General features: G+C 74.2%; 16 protein-coding genes. 5 read left to right on the top strand and 11 right to left on the bottom strand.

Going from position 1 to position 20,867, the window contains the following annotated elements; genetic code table 11:
* Positions 1–165 precede the first annotated feature (165 nt).
* Positions 166–1,158 (bottom strand): alpha/beta fold hydrolase, encoded by a 993-nt coding sequence (locus ACIGXW_RS03795; RefSeq protein ID WP_399569434.1) that lies wholly within the window; start codon positions 1,156–1,158, stop codon positions 166–168.
* 157 nt (positions 1,159–1,315) lie between these two features.
* Here ACIGXW_RS03795 and ACIGXW_RS03790 point away from each other — a divergent pair, with 157 nt between their 5' ends.
* The gene (locus tag ACIGXW_RS03790; protein WP_399569432.1) at positions 1,316–2,485 is read left to right on the top strand and encodes a hypothetical protein; all 1,170 of its coding nucleotides are present in this window, start codon (positions 1,316–1,318) and stop codon (positions 2,483–2,485) included.
* 139 nt (positions 2,486–2,624) lie between these two features.
* On the top strand, positions 2,625–3,113 hold the full coding sequence (locus ACIGXW_RS03785; protein ID WP_399569429.1) for a hypothetical protein: 489 nt from the start codon (positions 2,625–2,627) through the stop codon (positions 3,111–3,113).
* Positions 3,114–3,170: 57 nt separating this feature from the next.
* On the opposite strand, the gene ACIGXW_RS03780 is transcribed toward ACIGXW_RS03785, so the two are convergent.
* Positions 3,171–3,596 (bottom strand): RNHCP domain-containing protein, encoded by a 426-nt coding sequence (locus tag ACIGXW_RS03780; protein WP_071966344.1) that lies wholly within the window; start codon positions 3,594–3,596, stop codon positions 3,171–3,173.
* 25 nt (positions 3,597–3,621) lie between these two features.
* Positions 3,622–4,005: an RNHCP domain-containing protein gene (locus ACIGXW_RS03775; RefSeq protein ID WP_399569427.1), complete on the bottom strand. Its 384-nt coding sequence runs from the start codon at positions 4,003–4,005 to the stop codon at positions 3,622–3,624.
* Positions 4,006–4,346: 341 nt separating this feature from the next.
* Between ACIGXW_RS03775 and ACIGXW_RS03770 the strand changes: the two genes are divergently transcribed.
* Positions 4,347–5,570: a styrene monooxygenase/indole monooxygenase family protein gene (locus ACIGXW_RS03770; protein WP_399569424.1), complete on the top strand. Its 1,224-nt coding sequence runs from the start codon at positions 4,347–4,349 to the stop codon at positions 5,568–5,570.
* Positions 5,571–5,586: 16 nt separating this feature from the next.
* Here ACIGXW_RS03770 and ACIGXW_RS03765 read toward each other — a convergent pair whose 3' ends face one another.
* On the bottom strand, positions 5,587–6,993 hold the full coding sequence (locus ACIGXW_RS03765; protein WP_399569421.1) for an NAD(P)/FAD-dependent oxidoreductase: 1,407 nt from the start codon (positions 6,991–6,993) through the stop codon (positions 5,587–5,589).
* A 730-nt stretch (positions 6,994–7,723) separates the two neighbouring features.
* Here ACIGXW_RS03765 and ACIGXW_RS03760 point away from each other — a divergent pair.
* Positions 7,724–8,797, top strand: a complete 1,074-nt coding sequence (locus tag ACIGXW_RS03760; RefSeq protein ID WP_143170467.1) for a terpene synthase family protein — start codon at positions 7,724–7,726, stop codon at positions 8,795–8,797.
* 54 nt (positions 8,798–8,851) lie between these two features.
* Here the strand turns inward: ACIGXW_RS03760 and ACIGXW_RS03755 are convergent, their stop codons facing one another.
* Both ACIGXW_RS03755 and ACIGXW_RS03750 read right to left on the bottom strand, forming a co-directional pair.
* Entirely contained in the window at positions 8,852–9,223 is a 372-nt protein-coding gene (locus ACIGXW_RS03755; RefSeq protein WP_071966339.1) for a hypothetical protein, read from the bottom strand.
* A 146-nt stretch (positions 9,224–9,369) separates the two neighbouring features.
* Positions 9,370–15,441: a TIR domain-containing protein gene (locus ACIGXW_RS03750; RefSeq protein ID WP_399569419.1), complete on the bottom strand. Its 6,072-nt coding sequence runs from the start codon at positions 15,439–15,441 to the stop codon at positions 9,370–9,372.
* Between the two features lie 71 nt (positions 15,442–15,512).
* On the opposite strand from ACIGXW_RS03750, the gene ACIGXW_RS03745 reads away from it, so the two are divergent.
* The gene (locus ACIGXW_RS03745) at positions 15,513–16,703 is read left to right on the top strand and encodes an SLC13 family permease (protein ID WP_399569417.1); all 1,191 of its coding nucleotides are present in this window, start codon (positions 15,513–15,515) and stop codon (positions 16,701–16,703) included.
* Positions 16,704–16,724: 21 nt separating this feature from the next.
* On the opposite strand, the gene ACIGXW_RS03740 is transcribed toward ACIGXW_RS03745, so the two are convergent.
* The 5 genes from ACIGXW_RS03740 to ACIGXW_RS03720 all read right to left on the bottom strand — a co-directional run bounded on the left by ACIGXW_RS03740 (position 16,725) and on the right by ACIGXW_RS03720 (position 20,664).
* Positions 16,725–17,627 carry an inositol monophosphatase family protein gene (locus tag ACIGXW_RS03740; RefSeq protein WP_399569414.1) on the bottom strand — a complete coding sequence of 301 codons (903 nt, stop codon included), beginning with the start codon at positions 17,625–17,627 and terminating at the stop codon, positions 16,725–16,727.
* Positions 17,608–18,306 carry a hypothetical protein gene (locus ACIGXW_RS03735; protein ID WP_399569412.1) on the bottom strand — a complete coding sequence of 233 codons (699 nt, stop codon included), beginning with the start codon at positions 18,304–18,306 and terminating at the stop codon, positions 17,608–17,610. The genes ACIGXW_RS03740 and ACIGXW_RS03735 overlap by 20 nt, the downstream gene beginning before the upstream one ends.
* Before the next feature lie 8 nt (positions 18,307–18,314).
* On the bottom strand, positions 18,315–19,277 hold the full coding sequence (locus ACIGXW_RS03730; RefSeq protein ID WP_071966336.1) for a hypothetical protein: 963 nt from the start codon (positions 19,275–19,277) through the stop codon (positions 18,315–18,317).
* A 62-nt stretch (positions 19,278–19,339) separates the two neighbouring features.
* Positions 19,340–19,954, bottom strand: coding sequence for a TIGR03086 family metal-binding protein (locus ACIGXW_RS03725; RefSeq protein WP_399569408.1), 615 nt, complete (start codon positions 19,952–19,954; stop codon positions 19,340–19,342).
* Between the two features lie 152 nt (positions 19,955–20,106).
* A complete protein-coding gene (locus ACIGXW_RS03720) occupies positions 20,107–20,664 on the bottom strand; it encodes a L,D-transpeptidase (RefSeq protein WP_399569405.1) in 558 nt (185 codons plus the stop codon).
* Positions 20,665–20,867 lie beyond the last annotated feature (203 nt).

Here is a 20,867-nt window from a genome sequence, read left to right as displayed (position 1 = left end):
AACAGGATGCGGCCGTGCACCAACGAGCAGGAAGATTCACCGGCCACCCACAGCGCCCGCCGGGGCGCACCGCCGGTGGTACGGGCGGCGGGCACGGACACCCGGTCGAACGCGGCGGGACCCGCCCCCGTGAGGGCAGGGTCCCGCCGTCCGGCACCGGCCCGGTCAGCCCTTGGCCGCCGGCAGCTGCGCCAGGAAGTCCAGCAGCGCCGCGTTGACCTCGTCCGGGCGCTCCTGCTGGGTCCAGTGGCCGCAGCCGGGCAGGGTGACGTTGTCGTGGAGCTTCGGGGTCGTCCGGTGCAGGGAGCCCAGCAGGTCGTCCATGCCGGGGAAGGAGCGGACCAGGTCGCGGTCGCCCGCCATGTAGAGGGCGGGGACGTCGATGCCGCGGTCGTGGAAGGCGGCCAGCAGTTCCCAGTTGCGGTCGAGGTTGCGGTACCAGTTCAGGCCGCCGGTGAAGGCGCGGTCGCCGTGTTCGGCGTATTCGCGGACGAAGGTCTGGATGTCGTCCTCGGTGAGCCAGGCGGGGAGTTCCCCGGGTTCTTGCATGGTGTCCAGGAGGGTGGCGCCCTCAGGGATGACCCAGGGGCGCGGCGGGTCGGTCTGGGGGCTGTCGCCCGAGGCGCCGGCCAGCAGGCTGCGGAACGTCGCCGCCGGGTCCTGCGCCAGCTGGGCATCGGCGACGCCGGGCTCCTGGAAGTAGATCTGGTAGAAGCCGTCGCCGAGCAGACTGCCCAGGGCCACCAGGGGGGCGACCGGGCCGCGTGGGAGCGGCGGGACGCTCAGGCCGACGACGCCGCGTACGACGTCGGGGCGCAGCATGGCCGTCGACCAGGCGACCGGTGCTCCCCAGTCGTGGCCGACGACGACCGCGCTGTCCTCGCCGAGGGCGTGAATGAGCCCGATCACGTCGCCGGTGAGGTGCAGCATGCTGTAGGCGTCGATGTCGGCGGGCTGGCCGCTGCGGGCGTAGCCTCGCTGGTCGGGGGCCACCACGCGGTAGCCGGCCGCGGCCAGCGGCGCGAACTGGTGCCGCCAGGAGTACCAGCATTCCGGGAAGCCGTGCAGCAGCAGGACCAGTGGTCCCCGCCCCTGCTCGGCGATGTGCAGCCTGACCCCGTTCACCTCGACGAAGCTGTGCTCGACCGCGCTGGTCACATGTCCTCCTGCCCTCTGCCCGTGCCGGGCCCGGTGGGGATGGGGTTCCCGGCCCGGTCAACGGCTCGGGCAACGGCTTTGTTCCGGGCAGCCGTTGGTGACCGGTTCGTACCAAAGGTGAGCAACTGTTGCCCTGCGCGGCTCGTTGTCCGTTGTCGTGAAGAGATATCGACGAGGGTGGCGCGCGCTCGCGGCCGCGGCGGCCGTGGTCTGTGTGTTCGTCTCGCCCGGGGCGTCGGCGTCGGTGGGCGCGGGGCCGCCGCGCGTGGTGGGGGTGCGTCCCGCGACGGCGCTGGACGGGGCCTTCGGCGTCTATGCCGAGCGGGCCCGCTCGCCACGGCACTGGACGGGTGGGGACAGCACGTATTCCGTGCGGACGCCCGCCGGTGAGCTGTGGATCTTCTCGGACACCTTCCTCGGCACGGTACGGCCCGACGGCTCCCGCTCCCCCGTCACCGGCGAGGGCGGCACGACGCCGTTCGTCAACAACAGTTTCGTGCTGTGGACCGGGCACGGCCCGCGCACCGTCACCGGGCGGGACCGGTCGGGCCGCCCCGCGTCGGTCGTCTCCGGTGCCGGCCGGGACGGCTGGTACTGGGCGCGGGCCGGCGTCCCGGACGGCCGCGACGGCGTGGCGGTCGTGTACGCGCGCTACGTGCGCACCGGGCCCGGCCCCCTGGACCTGGCCTGGCGCGGGAACGTCCTGGCCAGGTTCCGCGGCGGGCGGCTGGGCCGGCCGCTCTCGCTCACCCCGCTGCCGTCCTCGGCCCGTACGGCGTGGGGCGCGTGGCTGGAGCGGCAGGGCGGCTTCACGTACGTCTACGGCACCGAACAGGCCCCCTCCGGCGGCAGTTTCCTCCGTCTCGCCCGCGTCGCCGGCGGCGACCTGCGGCGGCCCTGGCGGTACCGGACCGCGCGGGGCACCTGGTCGCCGCGCGAGGCGGACTCGGCCCGGCTGGCCGGGCCCGGCGGCCCGGCGCTGCGGACCTCGGACGAGCTCAGCGTGGTGCGGCACGGCAAGTGGTACGCCCTGCTCTCCCAGCGCGCGGACCGGCCGTTCAGCGCGGAGCTGCAGCTTGCCTGGTCCCGTACCCCGTACGGGCCCTTCACCCGGCCGCGGACGGTGTACACGGCGCCGGAGGCCGGGCCGCACGGCACGTACCGCAACCCGAACGTCTTCGCGTACAACCCGCACGAGCACCCGGAGCTGGAGCGCCGAGGGGAACTGGTCATCTCCTACAACGTGAACAGCCTCGTGCCGGACGACGTCATCCGTCGCGCGAGCATCTACCGGCCGCGTTTCCTGCGCGTCGCCATCGCCCCCTGAGCCGGCCGGCATGGCCGGATTCCTCCGCGCCGCATTGCGGGCGGCACGGGCCCGCGCCAAGATCACTTGCCGTAGCAGCGCGGTCACACACGCGATGTGGGCCGCTTTCGCGCACCCCGTGAACTGGAGACGACCACACATGTCCGCTCGTACCGCGTTCCGCGCCGCCGGCCTGGCCCTTGCCGCCGTGACGCTGAGCCTGACGGCCGCCCAGGGCGCCCAGGCCGCCACCGCCCCGGCCACCCCGGCCCAGGCCGCCTCAGCCGCGGCGACCGCCGCCGAGGAGAACCCCTTCGAGGGGATAGACCTGGAAGGGCTCAAGGCCGAGAAGCGGTTCATGTACCCGGCGGGCCACCGCGTGGCCTACTGGGCGCTGGTACTCGACGAGGAGAGGGTCTCGCGGACGTACTCGGGCGGGAGGTTCTTCCTCTACGCCCCGGCCACCAAGGAGTTCGGCTGGTTCCTCGACACCGACATCGCCACCCGCACGGTCAGGGACCCGCGCCAGGTCGTCATCGCCGACCGCGACTTCATCAGGTCGCACCCCCGGGTCGAGGTGCGCTACGGCAACCCCGACCAGCCCAAGAAGGCCCGGGTGGTGGCCAGGACCACCATCTGGATGGGCTGAGCCGACGACGCACCCGTGCCCTCCGGCCGCGCGGGCGGCCGGAGGGCACGGGAATCGCTACAGCGTGAGCAGCGCCCGGCTGGGGACGGCGGTGTCCCGCAGCGGTCTGAGCGCCAGGCGCATCAGGGCGAGGGCGTTGTCGTCCCCGGCGATGCGGTTGGCGCTGAGCTCACCGCACGACAGGCACTGATGGATGATCAGCCATTCGCCGTCCGGGCGTACCGACAGGCTCAGCGCCTCCATGCGCCCGCGGCAGGAGGCCGCGCGGTCCCCCGGAACGCGGCGGTCGACGTGGAGGCTGGTCAGACAGGTCGGGCAGTGGTTGCGGTGGGCGGTGCCGGGAGCGGTCAGGGGCACGTCCAGCCGGCAGCCGGCGCACCGGAAGACGTCGGCCCGGTGACCGCCGCGTGCGTGCAGGACGTCCTTGTGCCGCTGTGGACGTCGCCGCGCCGCCCGCCCCGCGGTGTTCTTGCGTCGTGGCATGTCGCCTCTCCTTCCGTCGGCCCGTTCAGAGGTCGCCGAACGCTTCGAGCGGGAACGGCGGTTGGGCCAGCGGCCGGACGGCCATGCGCATGAGGATGAGCTGGTTGTCGTCCGTGCAGACCGGGTTCGACGTGAGCTCGTCGCAGCGCACACAGCGGTGAATGATCATCCAGTCGCCGTTGCGCAGCACGGCGATGGCGATCGGTGTCATGCGGGAGCGGCACGCGGACGGCCCGCCCTCGACGTGGTCGTGGACGTGCTGGGAGTGCAGGCACGACGGGCAGTGGTTGCGGCGGCTGCCGTCGGCGGCGAGGGTGGAGACGGTCAGACCGCACCTGACGCAGGTGAAGGTGTCGGTCTTCAGGAAGGGACTGGGTCCGCTCGGGCGAGCGGTGTGATGGCTGGACACCCGGGGTGTGCTCCTTGCTGGAAGGTCGTGATGGCAGCAGGAGACGGCCGAGCGTTCCTCAAGGGCAGCGGGGAGGAAGGTCCGCGATACGTCGAGGCGCGCTCGGCGCGGGCCGGGGCATAATCACCGCTTTCAGGGCATGGGCGCCCAAAGGAGGACCGGTAGTTCTGCCGGGAACGTAACAGTCGCCCGTGGACGGGCGCCACGGAATTTTCCGGCGCGCGACGGACCGCTCCCGGCACAGGAGTCCCTCTGTCCGGTCGCCGGGCCCTGTAGCACGATGGAACGGCGCGGCGCCCGGCCGGGCGCCCTGGGTCGGGGCCGAGGAGTGAGGGGGCCGCATGCGGCGGATCGCCATCGTGGGAGCGGGACAGGCGGGGTTACAGCTCGCGCTGGGGTTACGGGACCACGGACACGAGGTCACGCTCGTGTCGGACCGTACGGTGCAGGAGATCCGCGGCGGACATGTGCTGTCGACTCAGGCCATGTTCGGGCCCGCGCTGCAGATCGAGCGGGAGGCGGGGCTGCATCTGTGGGAGCGACAGACGCCGTCGGTGCGGGCGGTCCGGGCCACGGTGATCGATCCGCCGGGTGAGGCGGCGCTCGCCTTCACCGGATGGCTCGACCAGGCCGCGCAGTCGGTCGACCAGCGGGTGAAGGTGGCCGGCTGGCTGGAGTTGTTCCAGGAGCGGGGCGGCCGCGTCGAGTACGGCACCGTGGACCGGGCCGGGCTGCGCCGGCTGGCGGACCGCCACGAGCTGACGATCGTCGCCGCCGGGCGCGGCGAGCTGTCCGGCATCTTCCCCCGCGACGAGGCCCGTTCGGCGTTCGACCGCCCTCAGCGCGCCCTGTCGTGCGTCTATCTGCACGGCGTGCAGGCGCCGCCGGCGCCTGCGGAGCTGCACACCCGCATCGTGATCGTGCCCGGCGTGGGCGAGGCGTTCCTGCAGCCGGCCCTGACGACGAGCGGGACCTGCACCATCCTGCTGTGGGAAGCCGTGCCGGGCGGCCCCTTCGACTGCTGGCAGGACCGCCCGGCGCCCCACGACCACCTGGAACGCTCGCTGCGTCTGCTGCGGGAGTACGCGCCCTGGGAGCACGCGCTGTGCGCGGAAGCGGAACCGACCGACAAGACCTGCACGCTCTACGGTGCCGTGACGCCCGTCGTCCGCCACCCCGTCGCCCGCCTCGAGGGCGGTGGCGAGGTCCTGGGGATGGCGGACGCGCTCGTCCTCAACGACCCGGTCACCGGGCAGGGCGCCAACAACGCCGCCCGCTGCGCGGCCGTCTACCTGCGCGCCATCGACGAGCGCGGCGACGCGCCCTTCGACGCGCCGTGGATGCACGAGACGTTCGAGGCGTTCTGGCAGCACGCCCGGCACGCCGCCGCCTTCTCCGCCGCGATGCTGGGGCCGCTGCCCGGACACCTCCAGCGCGTGCTGGCCGCCGCGGCGGAGAACGAGCAGGTCGCCCGCCGCTTCGCCGCGGTCTACGCCGACCCCTCCCAGGGCGAGTGGCTGCTGGACCCCGCCGTGGCCGACGCCTACCTCGCCTCCGTGCGCTGACCGCGGCGACGGACCGTCAGAGCGCGGCCGCCTCCGGCCGCATCGGCGGTTCCGTCAGGCCCTGGGGATCCGGGCCGAAGAGGACGGCCCTGGCGACGGACGGCTTGAACAGGGAGACGGCCGGGGCGGTCAGGTTGAGTACGGCCCGGAACGCCCTGCCGACGACGGGGTCGCCGCTGGCGCGCTCCTGGACGCGCTGCAGGTACCAGTCGGCGGGCCGGTCGACGGCCCGGGGCCGCAGGACGTTGCCCATGGCCCCGGGCATGTTCTTGTCCGCCCCCGCCGAGATGTCCCAGGCCTGCCGGGCCGCGGCGAACAGGGCGTGCTGCACGCGGCGCGTCGTGGGCGTGCGGCGGGTGTCCTCCAGGGCGTCCCGCAGAGCCACGGCACTGAGCGCGGCGACGGACATGCCCTGGCCGTAGACGGGGTTGAAGGCGCACAGGGCCTCGCCCGTGGCGAGGAATCCCGCCGGGCGGCGGCCCGGCAGGTCGTAGCGGCGGCGCAGGTTGCCGGTCTTGCGGAAGCCGTGGATGGCGGAGACCGGTTCGGCCTTTTGCAGCCAGTCGTGGAGCACGGGGTGGGGAAGGCCGGTGGCGAAGTCCATGAACCCGGCCTCGTCGGTGGGCGGCTCGGAACCGCGCAGGCCGGAGAGGATGACGGACCAGCGGCCGCCCTCCATGGGCAGCATGATGCCGCCGCGCGGCTGGGTGGGGTTCGGCACGATGTAGACGCCCTGGAACGGCGCGTCCCCGGCGTCGTCGCGGGTGCGGTAGAACCGCGTCGCGTAGGCGAGGCCGGTCTCGAGGCTCTCCTCCCGCGGCGGTTCGGCCCCGATGGCGGTCAGCCAGGCGCCGGCGCGGGACGACCGGCCCGTGGCGTCCAGGACGAGGTCGGCCTCCAGGACGCGCTCCTCCCGGCGCGACGCCGCTGCCCCGCGCTCGCGCAGCCGGACGCCCCGTACCCGGGTGGCGTCCCCGAGGAGCCCGGTCACCTCGGTGCCCTGCAGCGTCCGGACGCGGGGGCCGGCCAGCACACGGCGCCGTACGAGATGGTCGGTCAGCGGCCGGGAGGCGGTGAGGATGTGCGCGGTGGCCCCGGTGCGGCGGAACCAGCGGCCCGCCTGCCACTGCACGATGTCGCTCGGCATGCCCACCCGTGGTGATCCGTGCGCGAGCATCTCCGCCCCGATGCCCGGCAGCAGCGCCTCGAGGGCGCGCTGGCCGCTCTCCAGCATCACATGGGTGTGCCGGTCCTGGGGCAGGCCGGCACGGTGGTCGGGGCCCTCGGGATAGCGGTCGCGTTCGATGACGGTCACAGTGTCGGCGTGGGAGCCGAGCACGTGCGCGGCGAGAAGTCCCGCGAGGCTGCCCCCGATGACGGCGACGTGCCGCGGCGGGCGGCCGCTTCGGGGACCGTCGTCCATGCGTGCCGGATCCTGCGTTTGTGTGTTCGCCATGTCCACCTTCGTCTCCCCGGCCGCTGCGGCCTCCCGCCCCTCGGGTCGGCGGGGGCATCCCGCGGCGCTATTCCCCCGGACGCCGATCACCGTACCGGGCGCCGAACCCGCCGCGCTCCCCGGACGGTTCACCCCTCGCACAGGGGTTTCGGAGTCGCGCTCTGACCTGCGCGCTCAGGGGCGCGTGGACTAGGGCGGACGACTATGCAGCCGGGACGGAGTGCGCCCCTCACTCCAATACACCTTCGGCCGTACCGGGTTCGCTTTAGTTCCTTTATGGAACGGGCACACACCTTGCCAGGACCGGGGCGGGAGCAGGACCGAGGAAGTCCCCTCGCGCTCCGGTACGACGTGCGGGCTCTGTGGGCAGGGGGAGCGGAGAGCTGTGATCCAGTACGGCGCCGGATCGAGACCGTTCGGGGCCCGGACCGGCGGCCGGTCCCCGGACCGGCCGCCTCGGGAGCCGAGCGGTCCGGCCGTCTCCGTGCCCGCTCGCGCCGCGCGCCGAACCGTCTCCCCTGCCCGGCGCGCACGCGTCTGCCGGGCGCCTCGATCATCGCCGGATGCACCCGTTGCCACCCCGCCGGTGCACGGCACATTGTGACAGCGCACCGTCACGATCACCGGGAGGGGAATGCCTTGCATCGCAGCGTTGCCGTGACTCCCACCAGGAGGGCCGCGGGCCCAGGAGGTGGCCATGCCCCAAGATGTGATCATTCCCGTCGACTTCCCGCATGCGGTCAACCCAGACATCGGCCGGGCGTACGCCCGGGAACTCCGATGGGGAGACCGGTACCGGGTGACCGACGACCCGGTCCGCTGGCAGCGGATACGCGCCGCCGAACCCGGCAAGCTGGTCGGCTACACCGCCCCCGACGCACGGGGCAGCGGGTACGACCTCGCCGTCGACCAGATGTGCTTCTTCTTCTACTTCGACAACCTTGTCGAAGAGCTCTTCTTCGACGCCCCCGCCCAGGCCGCCCCCTTCATCCAGCGCATGGCGGACATCCTGGATCCGGACATCCCGCCCGGCCTGCACGACCGGTCCATTCCGGCGGTGGCCATGCTGGCCGACCTGTGGGCCGACAGCAGCGCCCGGATGTCATGGCAGTGGCGCCACCGGGCGGCCGGGCACTGGATGGACTACCTGTGGGCCAACCTCGCCGAGGCCGTCGACCGGCACCGGGGCACCACACCCGCCTCCATCGGCTCCTACCTGCGCATCCGCCGGGCCTCCATCGGGCTGACGCCCGTCCTGGACATGTACGAGGTCTCCGGCGGCTTCGAGGTTCCCGCGGGCGTGTACCGGCAGTCCGACATCCGGCGCCTGCAGACCCTGGCCTGCGATCTGACCGTGCTCGGCAACGACCTGGTCTCCCACGACAAGGAGGACGCGGTCGGCGACACCTACAACGCCGTCATCATCCTGCGCGATCACCACGGGCTCTCCGAGCGGCAGGCCATCGGCCAGGTCAGCGCCGAAGTGGTCCGGCGGGCCGCGGAGTTCCACCATCTGCGGGCGCGCCTGCCCGGCCTGTGCGACGCCCTGGACTTCGACACCCACGACCGCGCGCTCGGTGGACCCGGCCCCCAGCAGCGGCGGGCCATCCGCCTGCCGGTGCCGGGCACGCCGCTGTGCCCTCGTGAGGCCACGCTCTCCCTGGCGCAGTGCCTGCACACCTGGGTGGGCGGACACTTCGACTGGATGCGCGAAGCCCCCCGCTACGCCTCCGACCACGCCACGCCCGTCGGCAGACTCGCCGAGGCCTGACCGGTGAGGGGGCCGACCGCGGGGCCGGGCCCCGCGGCCGGGCGCGCCGCGGGGTCAGCCGGCCGCCGCGTTCTCCTCCTCCACCGCGGCCCGGACCTGAGCGTCCTCGATGACGGTGGTCGGGTACAGGGCGCGGCCGACCGCGTAGGGCTGAGCGTAGACGGCGACCAATTGCCGGATCTTGTCGCTGTCCGGCTCGTCCGCGGTGCTCTCCCCGTCCTCCTCGGGGGCCGGGAGGCCGGCCCACATGTCCTCGGCGGCGCTCATGAGCTGGTCGACTTCGTCGCGCAGGCGGTGCCAGGCGCCTTCGCGCAAGGCCTGCTCCATGGCGGAGAGAGAGCCGAGGACGGTGACGTAGTCCTCGGCCAGGCGCTCCTCTTCGGCGGTAGGTTCGAGCGCTTTGGCTGCCAGCTCGGTTGCGTACACGGACACCTCCACGGATGGGACGGGCAGTACCGGGACCCTGCGTACGGCCCCGGCCCCCCGGCATCGTCGCGCCCCGGGAGCGCGGCCGTCGCCGTTCACTGTGGCCGCGCAGCCATTTATCACCCGCACGGATGAGCGCTCGGCCCTCAGAGGGTGTCGTCCAGCGCCAGCCTCCTCACACCCGGTACGTGGTCGTCGAGTTCGCCGGGCTCGAACCGGCACATGCCCACGACGTGCCAGAACTCGCCCGCGATGTCGCCGTCGAATTTGTAGCCGCCCGAGGGCGTCAGGGCCGCCCAGCCGCCGGGGACGCCGATCAGGGTGGCGCGCTCGGTCGGCGGGCCCTCGGGCGGCACCGTCCACAGGCGGACGGTGCCGTCCTCGCCGCCGCTGGCGAGCAGGGAGCCGTCCGGGCTGAAGGCGAGGGCGAGGATCCGGCCGGTGTGGCCGGTCAGGAGGCCCGTCCGGCCGCCGCTCAGCGGGTCCCACAGGCCGATGGTCCGGTCGTCGCCCGCGGTGGCCAGCAGGGGACGGACGGGGTGGGCCGCGGCGGCCCACAGCCGGCCCGTGTGGCCGCGCAGGCGGTGCCGGGGCCCGCCGTCCTGCCAGACGATGGCCTGGCCGTCCCAGGAGGCGCTGGCCAGCCAGGCGTCGCCGGGGCCGTGGACGACGGCGTACACCCGGTCGGCATGGCCTTCGAGTTCGGCGACCAGACGGCTGTCGGCGAGGTCCCACAGGCGTACGGACTTGTCGTCGCAGCCGGTGGCCAGGCCGCCGCCGTCCGCCGTGAACGACAGGGACCGCACCCGGCCGCGGTGCTTGGCGAGGGTGGTGACGTGCGCCCCCGTGCTGCGGTACCACAGCCGTACGGTGTCGTCGTCGTTGGCGGTGGCGAGGATCTGCCCGTCGGCGCTGAAGGCCTCGGCCCACACGTGGTCGGTCTCGGCGTCGATCTCCCGCTGGTACTCGCCGCTGGCGGCGTTCCACACATAGACGTCGCCGTCGCTGCTCGACGTGGCCAGCAGGGGCCCGCCGGGGGCGAACACGGCGGAGACCAGGCGGTCGTTGTGACCGGTGAGCTCGCGTACGCGGCGGCCGGTGGCGGGCTCCCACAGCCGGACGGCGCCGTCGTTGCCGCACGCCGCCAGCTGCGCGCCGTCCGCGCTGAAGGCGAGGCTGACGACCTTGCGTCCGTGACCGCGCAGGATGCGTCTGCCGCGGCCGGTGGTGGTGTCCCACAGCCGCACCGACCCGTCGTTGCCCGCCGACACCAGCAGCGGGCCGGACTCGGGGGCGCCGATGCCGCCGCGGGGCCGGAACCGGCAGGCCCAGACGGACCCCTGGTGGTCCGCGGGCTGCTGGCGCAGGGGCACGGCCGACCAGCTCACGGCGGCGGGGGCGGAGGCCGGCGGCGCGCTCTGGGAGATCCGCCAGAGCCGCACCGACCCGTCGCTGCCGCCCGCCGCCAGCATGCCGCCCTCGGGGTCGAACACCACTTGGTACACGGCTCCGCCGCCGGTCAGGGGCGCTGCGGCCGGCTCTCCGGTGAGCGGGTCCCACAGCAGGACGCGGCCCTCGGTGTCGCCGCTGGCGAGCAGGGCGCCGCCGGGGTGGAAGTCCAGGGTGTAGACGCGGCCCGGGTGGCCGGTGCACGTGTGGCGCAGCCGCCGCCCGGCGACGTCCCAGATCCGGACGGCGCCCCGGTCGTCCTCGCCCATGTCGCCGGTGGCCAGCAGGGTCCCGTCCGGGCTGAAGCGGGCGCGGTAGACCGCTCCCCGGTGGCCCTCGAGCTCGCCGAGGAGCCGGCCCGTACGGGTGTCCCACAGCCGTACGGCGGCGACGGCGTCGCCGGTGGCCAGGAGCGTGCCGTCGGGGCTGAACACCGCGGTGTAGACGGGCGCCCGGTGGCCGGGCAGGCGGTGGGCGACCGTGCCGTCGGCGACGTCCCACAGGGTGACGGTGCCGTCGGCGTCGCCGGTGGCCAGGCGGGTGCCGGAGGCGTCGAGGGAGACCGGCCACACGCCCTCGGGGTGCACCTCCAGGCGGTGGCGGCAGGCTCCGGAGACGGGGTCCCACAGCCGTACGGTGCCGTCGGCCCCGCCCGTGGCGAGGACCCCGCCGCGGAACTTCACGGCGTAGACGCGGCCCATGTGGCCCTGCAGGGTGCGCAGGGCCGTGCCGGTGGCGGCGTCGCAGACCAGGACGCCGCCGTCCTCGCTGCCGAGCGCGAGGAGTTCGCCGGCGGGGCTGTAGGAGACCGGTTCCGGCAGCCGGCTCGTGCGCATGTCGAAGCCGTAGGGGACGCCGACCGCGGAGGGGCGGAAGCCTGCTTCGGCGGACAGGCCGGGGGCTACGGCCGCGGCGCGCAGCTCGGGGGTGTCCAGGGTGGCCGGGTCGGCCACCGCGTTGATGAGGGCCGAGCGGTGCCAGCTGCTGCCGGTGACCTGGGCGCCGCGCAGGTCGGTGCGGACCAGGCGGGCCCGGCGCAGGTCGGCGCCCCGCAGGTCGGCGCCGCTGAGGTCGGCGTTGTCCAGGCGGGCGCCGGCCAGGCGGGCGTCGCGCAGGACGGCGCCGGAGAAGTCGGCTCCGACGAGGCCGGCGTCGGTGAGGTCGGCGCGGGTCAGGTCGACGCCGGAGAAGTCGCGGTAGGAGAGGTCCTCGCCGGCCAGGACGGCGCCGCGCAGGTCCGTGTGGGCGGGCACCCTGAGCCGGCTGAGGATCTTCACCGCGTTGGCGCGGGCGATCTCGCCGCCGTCGCGCGCGCCGCCCGCGTCCGCGCCCTCGCCCGCCAGGGCCCGCTCCGCCCACTGCTGACAGGTGCGGTGGTCGGCGAGGTCGCACAGGAACTCGACGGCCAGCTGGCTCAGGGGGCGGCGGGCCAGCAGGTCGGCCTCGCCCTGGTCGCCGCGGTCCAGGCGGGCCCCGGCCTCGCGGGCCACCAGCCATTCGGCCACGGATCCGTGGATGAACCGGAAGAGGCCGTCGTCGGTGCGCACCAGCAGGCTGCCGGAGCCGACCGCGTGCGCGGTCTGCGGCACGGAGAGCCGGGTGTCCACCAGCTCGTTCAGCGCGTCGGCGACGTCGTTGAGCTCGTCGAGCCGCAGGGCGCTCTCGCCGCTCTCCCACAGGCGCAGGGCGAGGATGGTGACGGCCCGCCACAGCTGGTCCAGGCTCAGTCCGGGGGTGCTGCCGGGGCCGCCCTGGCCGCGCCGCTCCTCGAACCGCAGCCAGGAGGAGAAGACCTCCTCGTACAGTCCGGCGGGGCTCAGGGCGCGGCCGGCGCCGGCGACGGCGCGCAGCCGGTCGTGGTCGAGGTCCGCGACGAAGCTGAGCAGGCGGGGGTTGCGGCACAGGGCGAGCAGGTCCGGGATGCCTTCCAGCAGGCGGACCCGGCGGTCCGCGGCGTGTTCGTCGCCGTAGCGGTTGACCAGGTACGAGCGGATCTGCTGCGGCGTGAACTCCTGGACGGCGAGGACCCGGCGCTGCGGGAGCAGCCCGACGCGTTCGCCGAGGGCGGTCAGCACCTGGGCCTGGGAGCGGAAGTGCTGGGTGCGGCTGCTGACGACGATCTTGGCGCTGTCGACGGCGGCGTCGAGCAGGACCTGGAGATGGTCGGCGGCGCGGTCGTAGCTGACCTGGTTGACCAGTTCGTCGAATCCGTCGAAGAGCAGGACGATCCGGCCCTGCCGGAGCATGTAGCGGAAGGCGCGCAGGTCGATGGTGTCGACGCCGTGGCCGGCGAGGTGGGCGGCGACGAGTCCGTCGAGGGTGTGGGCCTTGTCGAGGGAGCTGAGCTGGATCAGCAGGGGCACGAGGTGGGGGAGTTCCGCGGGCAGGCGGCGGGCCAGCTCGCGCAGCGCGAAGGTCTTGCCGTGCCCGAAGTCGCCCAGGAGCAGCAGGAAGCGGCCGTGGTCGGCGTCGAGGAGGCGCAGGACGTCGTCGACGAGGCCGTCGCGCTCCACGCCTCCGGGGCGCTCCAGCTCGCGGTAGCGCTGGGGGAGGTAGAGGCCGGGCTGGTACTGGGGGTCGGTGCTCAGGCGTTCGGTCTGGGCGGCGACGTAGCCGCGCAGGTCGAGCAGGCCCTGGAATTCGGTGAAGCTGCGCACGAGGACGCCCCGGCGGCGGGCGTGCTCGCGCAGGGCGCGGGCGGGCGGCGGGCCGTCGTGGACGAGTTCGGCGTCGGGTTCGGTGTCGGAGGCGTGGACGCGCTCGATGAAGTGGTCGATGTCCTCCGCGCCGGGGGTGCCGGAGCACACGCCGACGCGTTGCTGGCGTACGAAGCCGGCCTCGGTCCAGGTGATGAGCAGGCCGGGCGGGTCGCCGGGGATGCGGCGCAGGTGGACGCCGTCGTGGCGGATGCGGCAGACCTCGGCGACGCGGGCGATGAGGGCGTCGAGGGGGCCCTGGACGGCGCGGGCCTCCGCGCCGGGGCCGGCGGGGTCGGTCGCGGGCGTGCCGGTGCGGCCGGACGCGTCGAGGGGGTCGGGGGCGCCGGGGGCGGTGGCGGGGTCCTCGGTGCCCGGGGCGGGCGGGGGCGGCTGGGGCGGGCCGAAGGCGCGGTGGGTGCCGGGCCAGGCGAGGGCGTACCGGCGCGGTGTGCCCTCGGGGCTCTGCGGCCAGTGGGTGAGCCCGTCGCGGGTGAGGTGGAGCAGCTGGTGCAGGCCGGGGGCCGCGGCGCCGAGGACGGGCAGTTCCCGGGTGGCCAGCGGCAGGGCGAAGGCCGTGGGCCGGTCCGCTGCGGCCCGTGGTTCGGCGGTGGGGCCGTGCAGCAGCAGGTTGAGTCGGGGTGCGGTGAGCCGGGCCAGGACGTCGGTGTCGCGTAACGGGGCGGTGCCGGTGCGGCGTCCGGCGCCGGGGGCGCCGGACGTGCCGCGGCCCGGGTCGTAGCCGAGGGTGCGGCCGGGGCCGGCGGGGCGTCTGGTCCGCTCGGCGGGGGCGGGGCCCTGGTCGGGGCCGGGTTCGCCGCCGAGCGGGCGGCGGGTGTCGAGGGGGTGGCGCAGGGCGCCCAGGCGCAGCCAGCCCTCCCGTTCGTAGGAGCGCAGTGCCTGGGCGAACCAGGCGGCCTGTTCGGGTCCGACCATGCCGTACTGGTCGTCGGGGCGGTGGCTGTAGGCCATCGAGGAGTTGAGGCCGGCGACGACCGTGCGCAGGGCGGGGACGGGGAACAGGCTCCAGGGCTGGTCGCCGTCGAAGACGACGTCCAGCCCTTGGTAGAGCTCCTGGAACAGCCGGGCGTAGTGGCGCCACTTGGGCCAGTAGGGCGGCCGGGGCTGCATCTCGTCGGCTTCGCAGTTGTTGAAGTAGGCGCGGCAGGCGGCCTGGCTGACGTCCTGGCCGCCGGGTACGACGGCGAGGCGGTCGGCGGCGAGGCCGAGGCGGGAGCGCAGGCCGGTCAGGAAGGTCAGCGCCTGGTCGCACTCGCGCGGGCTGCCGGAGGCGGTGAGGTCTCCGGTGACGACGAGGAGGTCGGGTGCGGGTGCGCCGGCGTCGGTGAGTTCGACGAGGTCGCCCCAGATGGCGGCCTGGAGTTCGGCGGGGTCGGCGCCTCTGCCGAAGCTGGGCCCGGCCAGGTGGAGGACGCTGACGGCTTCCCTGGTGTGGTGGCCCTCGGCGGCCTGGGGGTAGTCGGGCGGTGCGGCGGGGCGGCGGCGTCCGGCCCAGCCGGGGCTGCCGGGCTGCCGGGCGGGCGGGTGCGGGACGCTGCGCACGGGGTCGCCGGGGTGGCCGGCGGAGTGGGGGAAGCCGGGGAATCCCGGGCCCCGGGTGGGGCGGGCCCTGCCGTCGAGCGCGTGGCCGACGCGGGTCAGGAGCAGGTCGCGGGCGGCGGCGGTGTCCTGGATGCCGACGAGGTCGACGTAGGTGATCGTGGCGAGCAGTCCTTCGACCGGGATGTCCTCGACGCGGACGGTGATCAGCCGGCGTTCGGGGGCGTCGGGATCGGCGCGCAGTGCGGCCTGCCACTCCATCCGTCCGTAGCGGGAGCGTTCGTAGTTGCGGGAAAGAACGGCGATGACGGCGGCGGATTCGCTGACTCCGCGGTCCATGAAGTCGACGAAGTTCGTGCCGGGGACGAAGTCCCAGGCCTGGATGACGGTGCGGTAGCCGGCTTCCTCCAGCGTCCAGGCGATCCACGACGCCCATCGCTCGTCGGCCGGTGAGTAGCTGATGAAGAAGTCCAACGGCCGGTGCTGTGCGTCGAGTTCCTGGCGAACGACCATGGTCCCCATCCTAGGAACCGCCTCACGCGCAGTCACTGTATTCGTGCGAATGGTGTGCGATGCTCTTGCCCGTGCGCGCCTTACGACGTCTGCATGTTCTGGACTGGCTCGCCGCAGGGGTGCTGGCCTGCGGTCTGTTGTTCCTCGCCACGGGGCTGCTGCCCACCGCTCCGGCCGGGGACGCGATGGTGCGGATCGCACCGCTGCTGGCGTTCCTGGGCACGGTGATCGTGCTGGCGGAACTCACCAGCCGCGCCGAGGTGTTCGACGTGGTGGCGTCGGGGGTGGCCCGCGCCGGGGGCGGGAGTTACGCGCGACTGTTCGTGTTGTGCGTGGTGTTCGCCTCGGCCACGACGATCACGCTCAATCTCGATACGACGGCGGTGCTGCTGACGCCGGTGATGCTGGCGCTGGCGTCGCGGGTGGGGATCGCCGCGGTGCCGCTGGCGATGACGACGGTGTGGCTGGCCAACACGGCGAGTCTGCTGCTGCCGGTGTCGAATCTGACGAACCTGCTGGCGGCGGACCGCGTCGCGCTCTCCCCCCTGGGCCTGGCGGGGAAGATGTGGGCGGCCCAGCTGGCCTCCGTCGCCGTGACGATGGGCTGTCTGTGGCTGTTCTACTGGCGCCGCCGCGAACGGGGCGCGGACGATTACGTTCCGCCGTCGCTCCACCGCCCCGCGGACCGGGTGCTGTTCCGTGTGTGCGCCGTCGCCTGCGCGGGCTTCCTGCTGGCCATCCTGGTCGACGCCGTTCCCCTGTGGACGGCGTCGGCGGCGGCCATGGTCCTGGTCGTCGCGGCCTTCGCGGTGCGCCGCAGGTCGGTGCTGCGGCTGTCCCTGGTGCCCTGGCGGCTGCTGGTGCTGGTGCCGGGGCTGTTCCTGGTGGTGGAGACGGTGAACGTCAACGGCCTGCACGAGCTGCTGTCCTCGGCGGTGGGCCCGGACGGCGGCCTGCTGGGGATGTTCCGGGCCGCGGGGGTCGGCGGGGGCCTGTCGAACGTGCTCAACAACCTGCCGGTCTATCTGGCCGGGGAGTCGGCGGTGCCGGAGGACAACCACCGGCAGCTGCTGGCCCTGCTCATCGGCACCAACGTGGGCCCGGTGGTGACGCCCTGGGCGTCCCTGGCCACACTCCTGTGGTTCGAGCGCTGTCACGCCCAAGGGGTGCGGGTGTCGCTGAAGCGGTTCATGGGCACGGGCGCGGTGCTGGCGGCCGGGGCCCTGCTCGCGTCCGTCGCGGCGCTCGCCGCCACCGCCTGAGGGCCGCGGAGGGGGGCACGGTCAGGGGTGTCCGTTGAGCGCGCTCCTCGGCCCGCGCCCGGCCCGGTGCGCGACCAGGTCGAGGAGGTAGGGGATGTCCTGCGGGCGGCCGGCGACGAAGCTGCGGTCGGCCTCGGGCCCGTCGACGCTGCCGAGGAAGGGGCCGCCGTCCAGGGACCGGACCTCCAGGCCCGCCTCGGCCGCCAGCAGCACGCCCGCGGGCAGATCGATGCCCTCGGCGCGGTAGCCGACGAAGCCGTCGATGTCGCCACGGGCCAGCATCGCCCACGCCAGCAGGGGCGCCCACAGCTGCAGCAGCCGCCGGCACCGTACGTCCAGCGTCTCCTTCAACTCGCGCAGCACGGCGTCCCGGCGGGCGACCGTGTGCCCCTGGGTCCAGGCGAGCAGCGGCCCGGCGGCGGACGGCGCCCGGGACGGGCCGCTCAGCCGGCCGCCCGGCCCGTACGCGCCGCCGCCCGCCGTCGCGGTCCAGGTCCGGTCGGTCACCGGGTCGTGCACGACGCCGACCACGGGCCGCCCGTCGACGCACAGGGCGATCCCGACGACGTAGGCCGGCAGCCCGATGACGACGTTGTTGCTGCCGTCGAGCGGGTCCACCAGCCAGGTGCGGTGCGGCGCGCCCGCCCGTGGGCCGGGGACCGCGCCCGCCTCCTCGGCGAGGATCCGGTCGTGCGGGAAGTGCTCCCGCACGCGCTCCACGATCAGACGCTCGGCCAGCAGGTCGAGATCGGTGACGACGTCGCCGCGCCCGCCCTTGGCCCGCACGCCGTAGTCGTCGTGGAAGCGCGAGCGCACCAGCGCGCCCGCGGCGCGGGCGGCGCCGACCGCCACCGCGCTCTCGGCCGCGTACCGCCCCGGGGGGACCGGATCCCGCGGTGCACCGTCACGGGGAAGGGCGTCCATCGATCCTCCTGAGGACAGTACGAGCCGTCCGCGCGGTCTGCGCCGCATCGCAAGTCTGTCGTACCACCCGGTGCGGGGCGCCATGCACCGGTCCCAGGCTCAGGTCGCAGCGCCCGGGCAGGGTACGCCCCAGCAGCAGGGTGGCGGCGGCCGTGCCGGGCGGCACGACGGTGGCGTGGAAGTCGCCCGCGGGCAGGGTGTAGGTCTCGCCGCCGACGCTGGTCTCCTCCGGTCCCGGCTCGCACCGCACCAGGCGCGGCGTCGGCAGGAGCACGTCCACGGCCGAGGCGTCGCTGCGCACTTCGTACACGCGGTGGGTGGGCTCGTGCGGCCGGTCGCGCACCCGGACCCGTAGATTGCCCACCCGCCCGTACAGCACACAGCTGGCCAGATCCCAGCTGTGCGCGTGCACCCGCGAGGTGGTCAGCCCCGCCGCCCGGCCCGGCGCCTCGGCGTCGAAGACGTGCACACAGACGCCTCGGTCCTCCTCGCGCTGCACGGGAAGGCACAGGAAGCCCAGCGGGTGGCGGACGGCGCGCAGCCGGCGCCGCCCGGAGGCGATCTCCTCGAGGGCCGAGGCGGCCGCTTCGAACAGCGCGGTGACCGCGCCGCCCCCGGCCCCGGCCCCGGCTTCGGCCATGGCTCGTTCGATCAGTCCGTAGTCCACGGGGCTGCGCACTCGGGGGTTCACCTCCGGTAGGGATTCTCCGCGTGCAGGGCCTTGTCGATGATGTCGCCGACGTCCCGGTCGGTGAAGGCCGCCGGGAGCGGCAGGGCGAGTCCTTCGAAGAGCCGGAGGACCTCGTCGACCGTCGGCTCCTCGCTCAGCGGTTCGGTGCGGCTCAGTTCGAGGGGGTGGGCCTGTTCCCGGCTCTGGTGGAGCTCGGTGACGTAGTAGTCGTACAGCGGCCGGTCCCGTTCCACCAGCAGGTTGACGCGCTGGGGGTCGTCCTGGGTGATGATCAGGCACGAGTTGGACAGGTCGAAGCGGAGGGTGGGCACCACCGACGACAGATAGACGTCGATCTCCAGGGTGTCCAGCCTCTGTTGGTACCAGCAGGCGGCCAGCACCGTGGCGAACGACTCCTTGCGGGTCCGCTCGGCGCTCCAGGCCTCGGGAGGGGTGACGTGCAGCCGGTGGGCGAAGGTCTGGCGGAAGCGCGCGTAGGCCGCGCACGCCTGTTCGTCGGCCGGGTTGACGATGTCTATCTTCATGGTGAGCGAGCGGCGCTGGCGCTGCGCCTCCTGGACGCAGAAGGGCAGGGTCACCGCCCGCAGATAGGTGCCGGTGCCGCCCTTGAACACCCAGCGGTCGGTGTTCTGCCGCGCCCTGTCCAGGGCCTGTTCGAGCTCGGCGCCGGACAGGGAGCGGACCATGGTGAGGTCTTCGAGGGCGTGCCGCGTCCCGGTCATGGCGGTGCGGATGTCGACGACGCGGCGCCGCCGTTCGGTCAGCGTGCCGAAGACGAGGGCGGCCAGGACCAGGAGGGTGGCCCCCGAGGTGACGTTGTCGTCGATTTGCTGGTCGAAGACGTCCAGGAGGCCGATGATCAGGGCCGCGCCCAGGGCGACGACCCCGTCGAGGTTCCTGATGGTCCACCCGACGGCGTTCTCGATTCCCCGCCCCAGCTCGGCAGTTCCGCGTGCCATGGCCCCCGCCTCTCCCCCGGTTGCGGCAATCGTAGGAGGGAGGCGTGGCCGACGGCCAGGATTTACGGTCGTGACGGGTGGTTTCCGCGCCATGAGGGGTCGCGGCCCGTGAGGCCGACGACCCGGTCGATGAGCGGGGCGTCGGCGGGGACGTCGACGGCAGCGGCGAAGAGGCCCTCGGGAGCGGGCTCCCGCCCCGGCCCGGGGGCGAACTGCGAGACGAACTCCAGGCACGCCAGCAGTTCCCGCTCACCGCAGTCGTAGGGCTGTCCACTGGACCGGGCGACGTCCCAGCCGTGGACGACCAGCTCATTGAGGGCCACCCTGGCGGCCACGTCCCCGGGCAGCTCGACGCCGCCGGCCCGCGTGACGCCCTCCCAGGCGGCCGGGTCCCGCCAGGCGTCGGCGAGGGCGGCGAGCCGGGCGGGGAAGAGGGTGCGCCAGTCCTCGTCCAGGCGGGAGGCGTCGCCGGAGGGGCCCTCGGGGCCGCCCGGGGGCAGCCCGCTCTTGGCGGCCGCGGCGGTGAAGGCGAGGGCGAGGCCGCCGATGTGCTCGATCAGGTCGCCGAGGCGGTAGTCCTCGCACGGCGTGGGCGCGGTGAGCCGGTCGGCGGGGACCGCTTCCAGCAGTCCCGCCATCCGGCCGGCCGCCGGGCCGAGATCGAAGTCCACGGTCATGGTGACTCCTCCAGCACGCACGGTGTCGAGGGCAGCAGGGGGCCACCGTATACGCGCCGGTCGGCGGCGGTGCGGGCCCGACGCGGTCCCGTCCGGTCTTTCACCGGACCGGAGGGACCGGGCGGGACCGGACGGGCCGACGGGACCGCCTCTCAGCCGTGCACGACCTTCAGGGTGGCCGGCCAGCCGTCCCGGTCGAGACTGCGGTAGAGCTCCTTGATGTCCTGCGGGCGCAGCTTGACGCAGCCGTGGGAGGTGTAGTCGCTCTCCCCGTCCCAGCGCTGGTTCTCGGGGCCGCCGCTGCCGCCGTCACGGGTCATCTCGCTGTGGATGAACAGCTCGGTGCGCAAGGTGCCGTCGTGGCAGCGCTTGTCGCCGAGCTCGATGGCGTAGCCCTTGACGAGGTTGCCGTTGTACGCGGTGTGGTGGCGGCCGAGCGTGTACGTCCCGTCGGGGAGCCAGCCCCGCCCGCGCTCACACTCCTGCTCGCTGGTCCCCGAGCCGGCGCGGTATTCGGCGACCGGCCGGTGGTCGCGGAAGACGGTCAGCCGGGAGTGGGCGGGCGTGTCCTTGGTGAACTGCAGATAGTCCGGGGCCGCGGCGGGCGCGGCCTCCCCCGCGGGCGCGAGCAGCGCCGTCGCGGCGAGCGCGGTGGCCACCGCCCCGCCGGTGAGGGCGGGACTTACCCGGAAGGATGAGGTGCGCGGCATGACGGTGTCTCCTCAGGTTGACGAGCGCGGCCGGCCCCGGCGCCCCGCCGCGCCGTTCCCGCAGCCAGGGGCGCTGCGGGAGGCGGGCGGGTGCCGGGGACGGTGCGCGGGATTCTCGCCATCCGCAGGCCCGCCCATGCACCGGTCGCGCCCGGGCCGCGTGCTCGCGTCCCGTGCCACCGTCCCGGTCCAGTGGGTCGAAG

The organism is Streptomyces sp. NPDC053079, assembly GCF_044546695.1.
Lineage (GTDB): Bacteria > Actinomycetota > Actinomycetes > Streptomycetales > Streptomycetaceae > Streptomyces.
This window is presented reverse-complemented; position numbering and strand designations above follow the sequence as displayed.

What these genes read in the sequence shown, in the direction of transcription:
- ACIGXW_RS03785 (WP_399569429.1), top strand. Translation starts at nt 2,625, where the DNA reads ATGTCCGCTCGTACCGCGTTCCGCGCCGCCGGCCTGGCCCTTGCCGCC.
- ACIGXW_RS03780 (WP_071966344.1), bottom strand. Translation starts at nt 3,596, where the DNA reads ATGCCACGACGCAAGAACACCGCGGGGCGGGCGGCGCGGCGACGTCCA.
- ACIGXW_RS03770 (WP_399569424.1), top strand. Translation starts at nt 4,347, where the DNA reads ATGCGGCGGATCGCCATCGTGGGAGCGGGACAGGCGGGGTTACAGCTC.
- ACIGXW_RS03765 (WP_399569421.1), bottom strand. Translation starts at nt 6,993, where the DNA reads ATGGACGACGGTCCCCGAAGCGGCCGCCCGCCGCGGCACGTCGCCGTC.
- ACIGXW_RS03760 (WP_143170467.1), top strand. Translation starts at nt 7,724, where the DNA reads ATGCCCCAAGATGTGATCATTCCCGTCGACTTCCCGCATGCGGTCAAC.
- ACIGXW_RS03750 (WP_399569419.1), bottom strand. Translation starts at nt 15,441, where the DNA reads ATGGTCGTTCGCCAGGAACTCGACGCACAGCACCGGCCGTTGGACTTC.
- ACIGXW_RS03740 (WP_399569414.1), bottom strand. Translation starts at nt 17,627, where the DNA reads ATGGACGCCCTTCCCCGTGACGGTGCACCGCGGGATCCGGTCCCCCCG.
- ACIGXW_RS03730 (WP_071966336.1), bottom strand. Translation starts at nt 19,277, where the DNA reads ATGGCACGCGGAACTGCCGAGCTGGGGCGGGGAATCGAGAACGCCGTC.
- ACIGXW_RS03725 (WP_399569408.1), bottom strand. Translation starts at nt 19,954, where the DNA reads ATGACCGTGGACTTCGATCTCGGCCCGGCGGCCGGCCGGATGGCGGGA.
- ACIGXW_RS03720 (WP_399569405.1), bottom strand. Translation starts at nt 20,664, where the DNA reads ATGCCGCGCACCTCATCCTTCCGGGTAAGTCCCGCCCTCACCGGCGGG.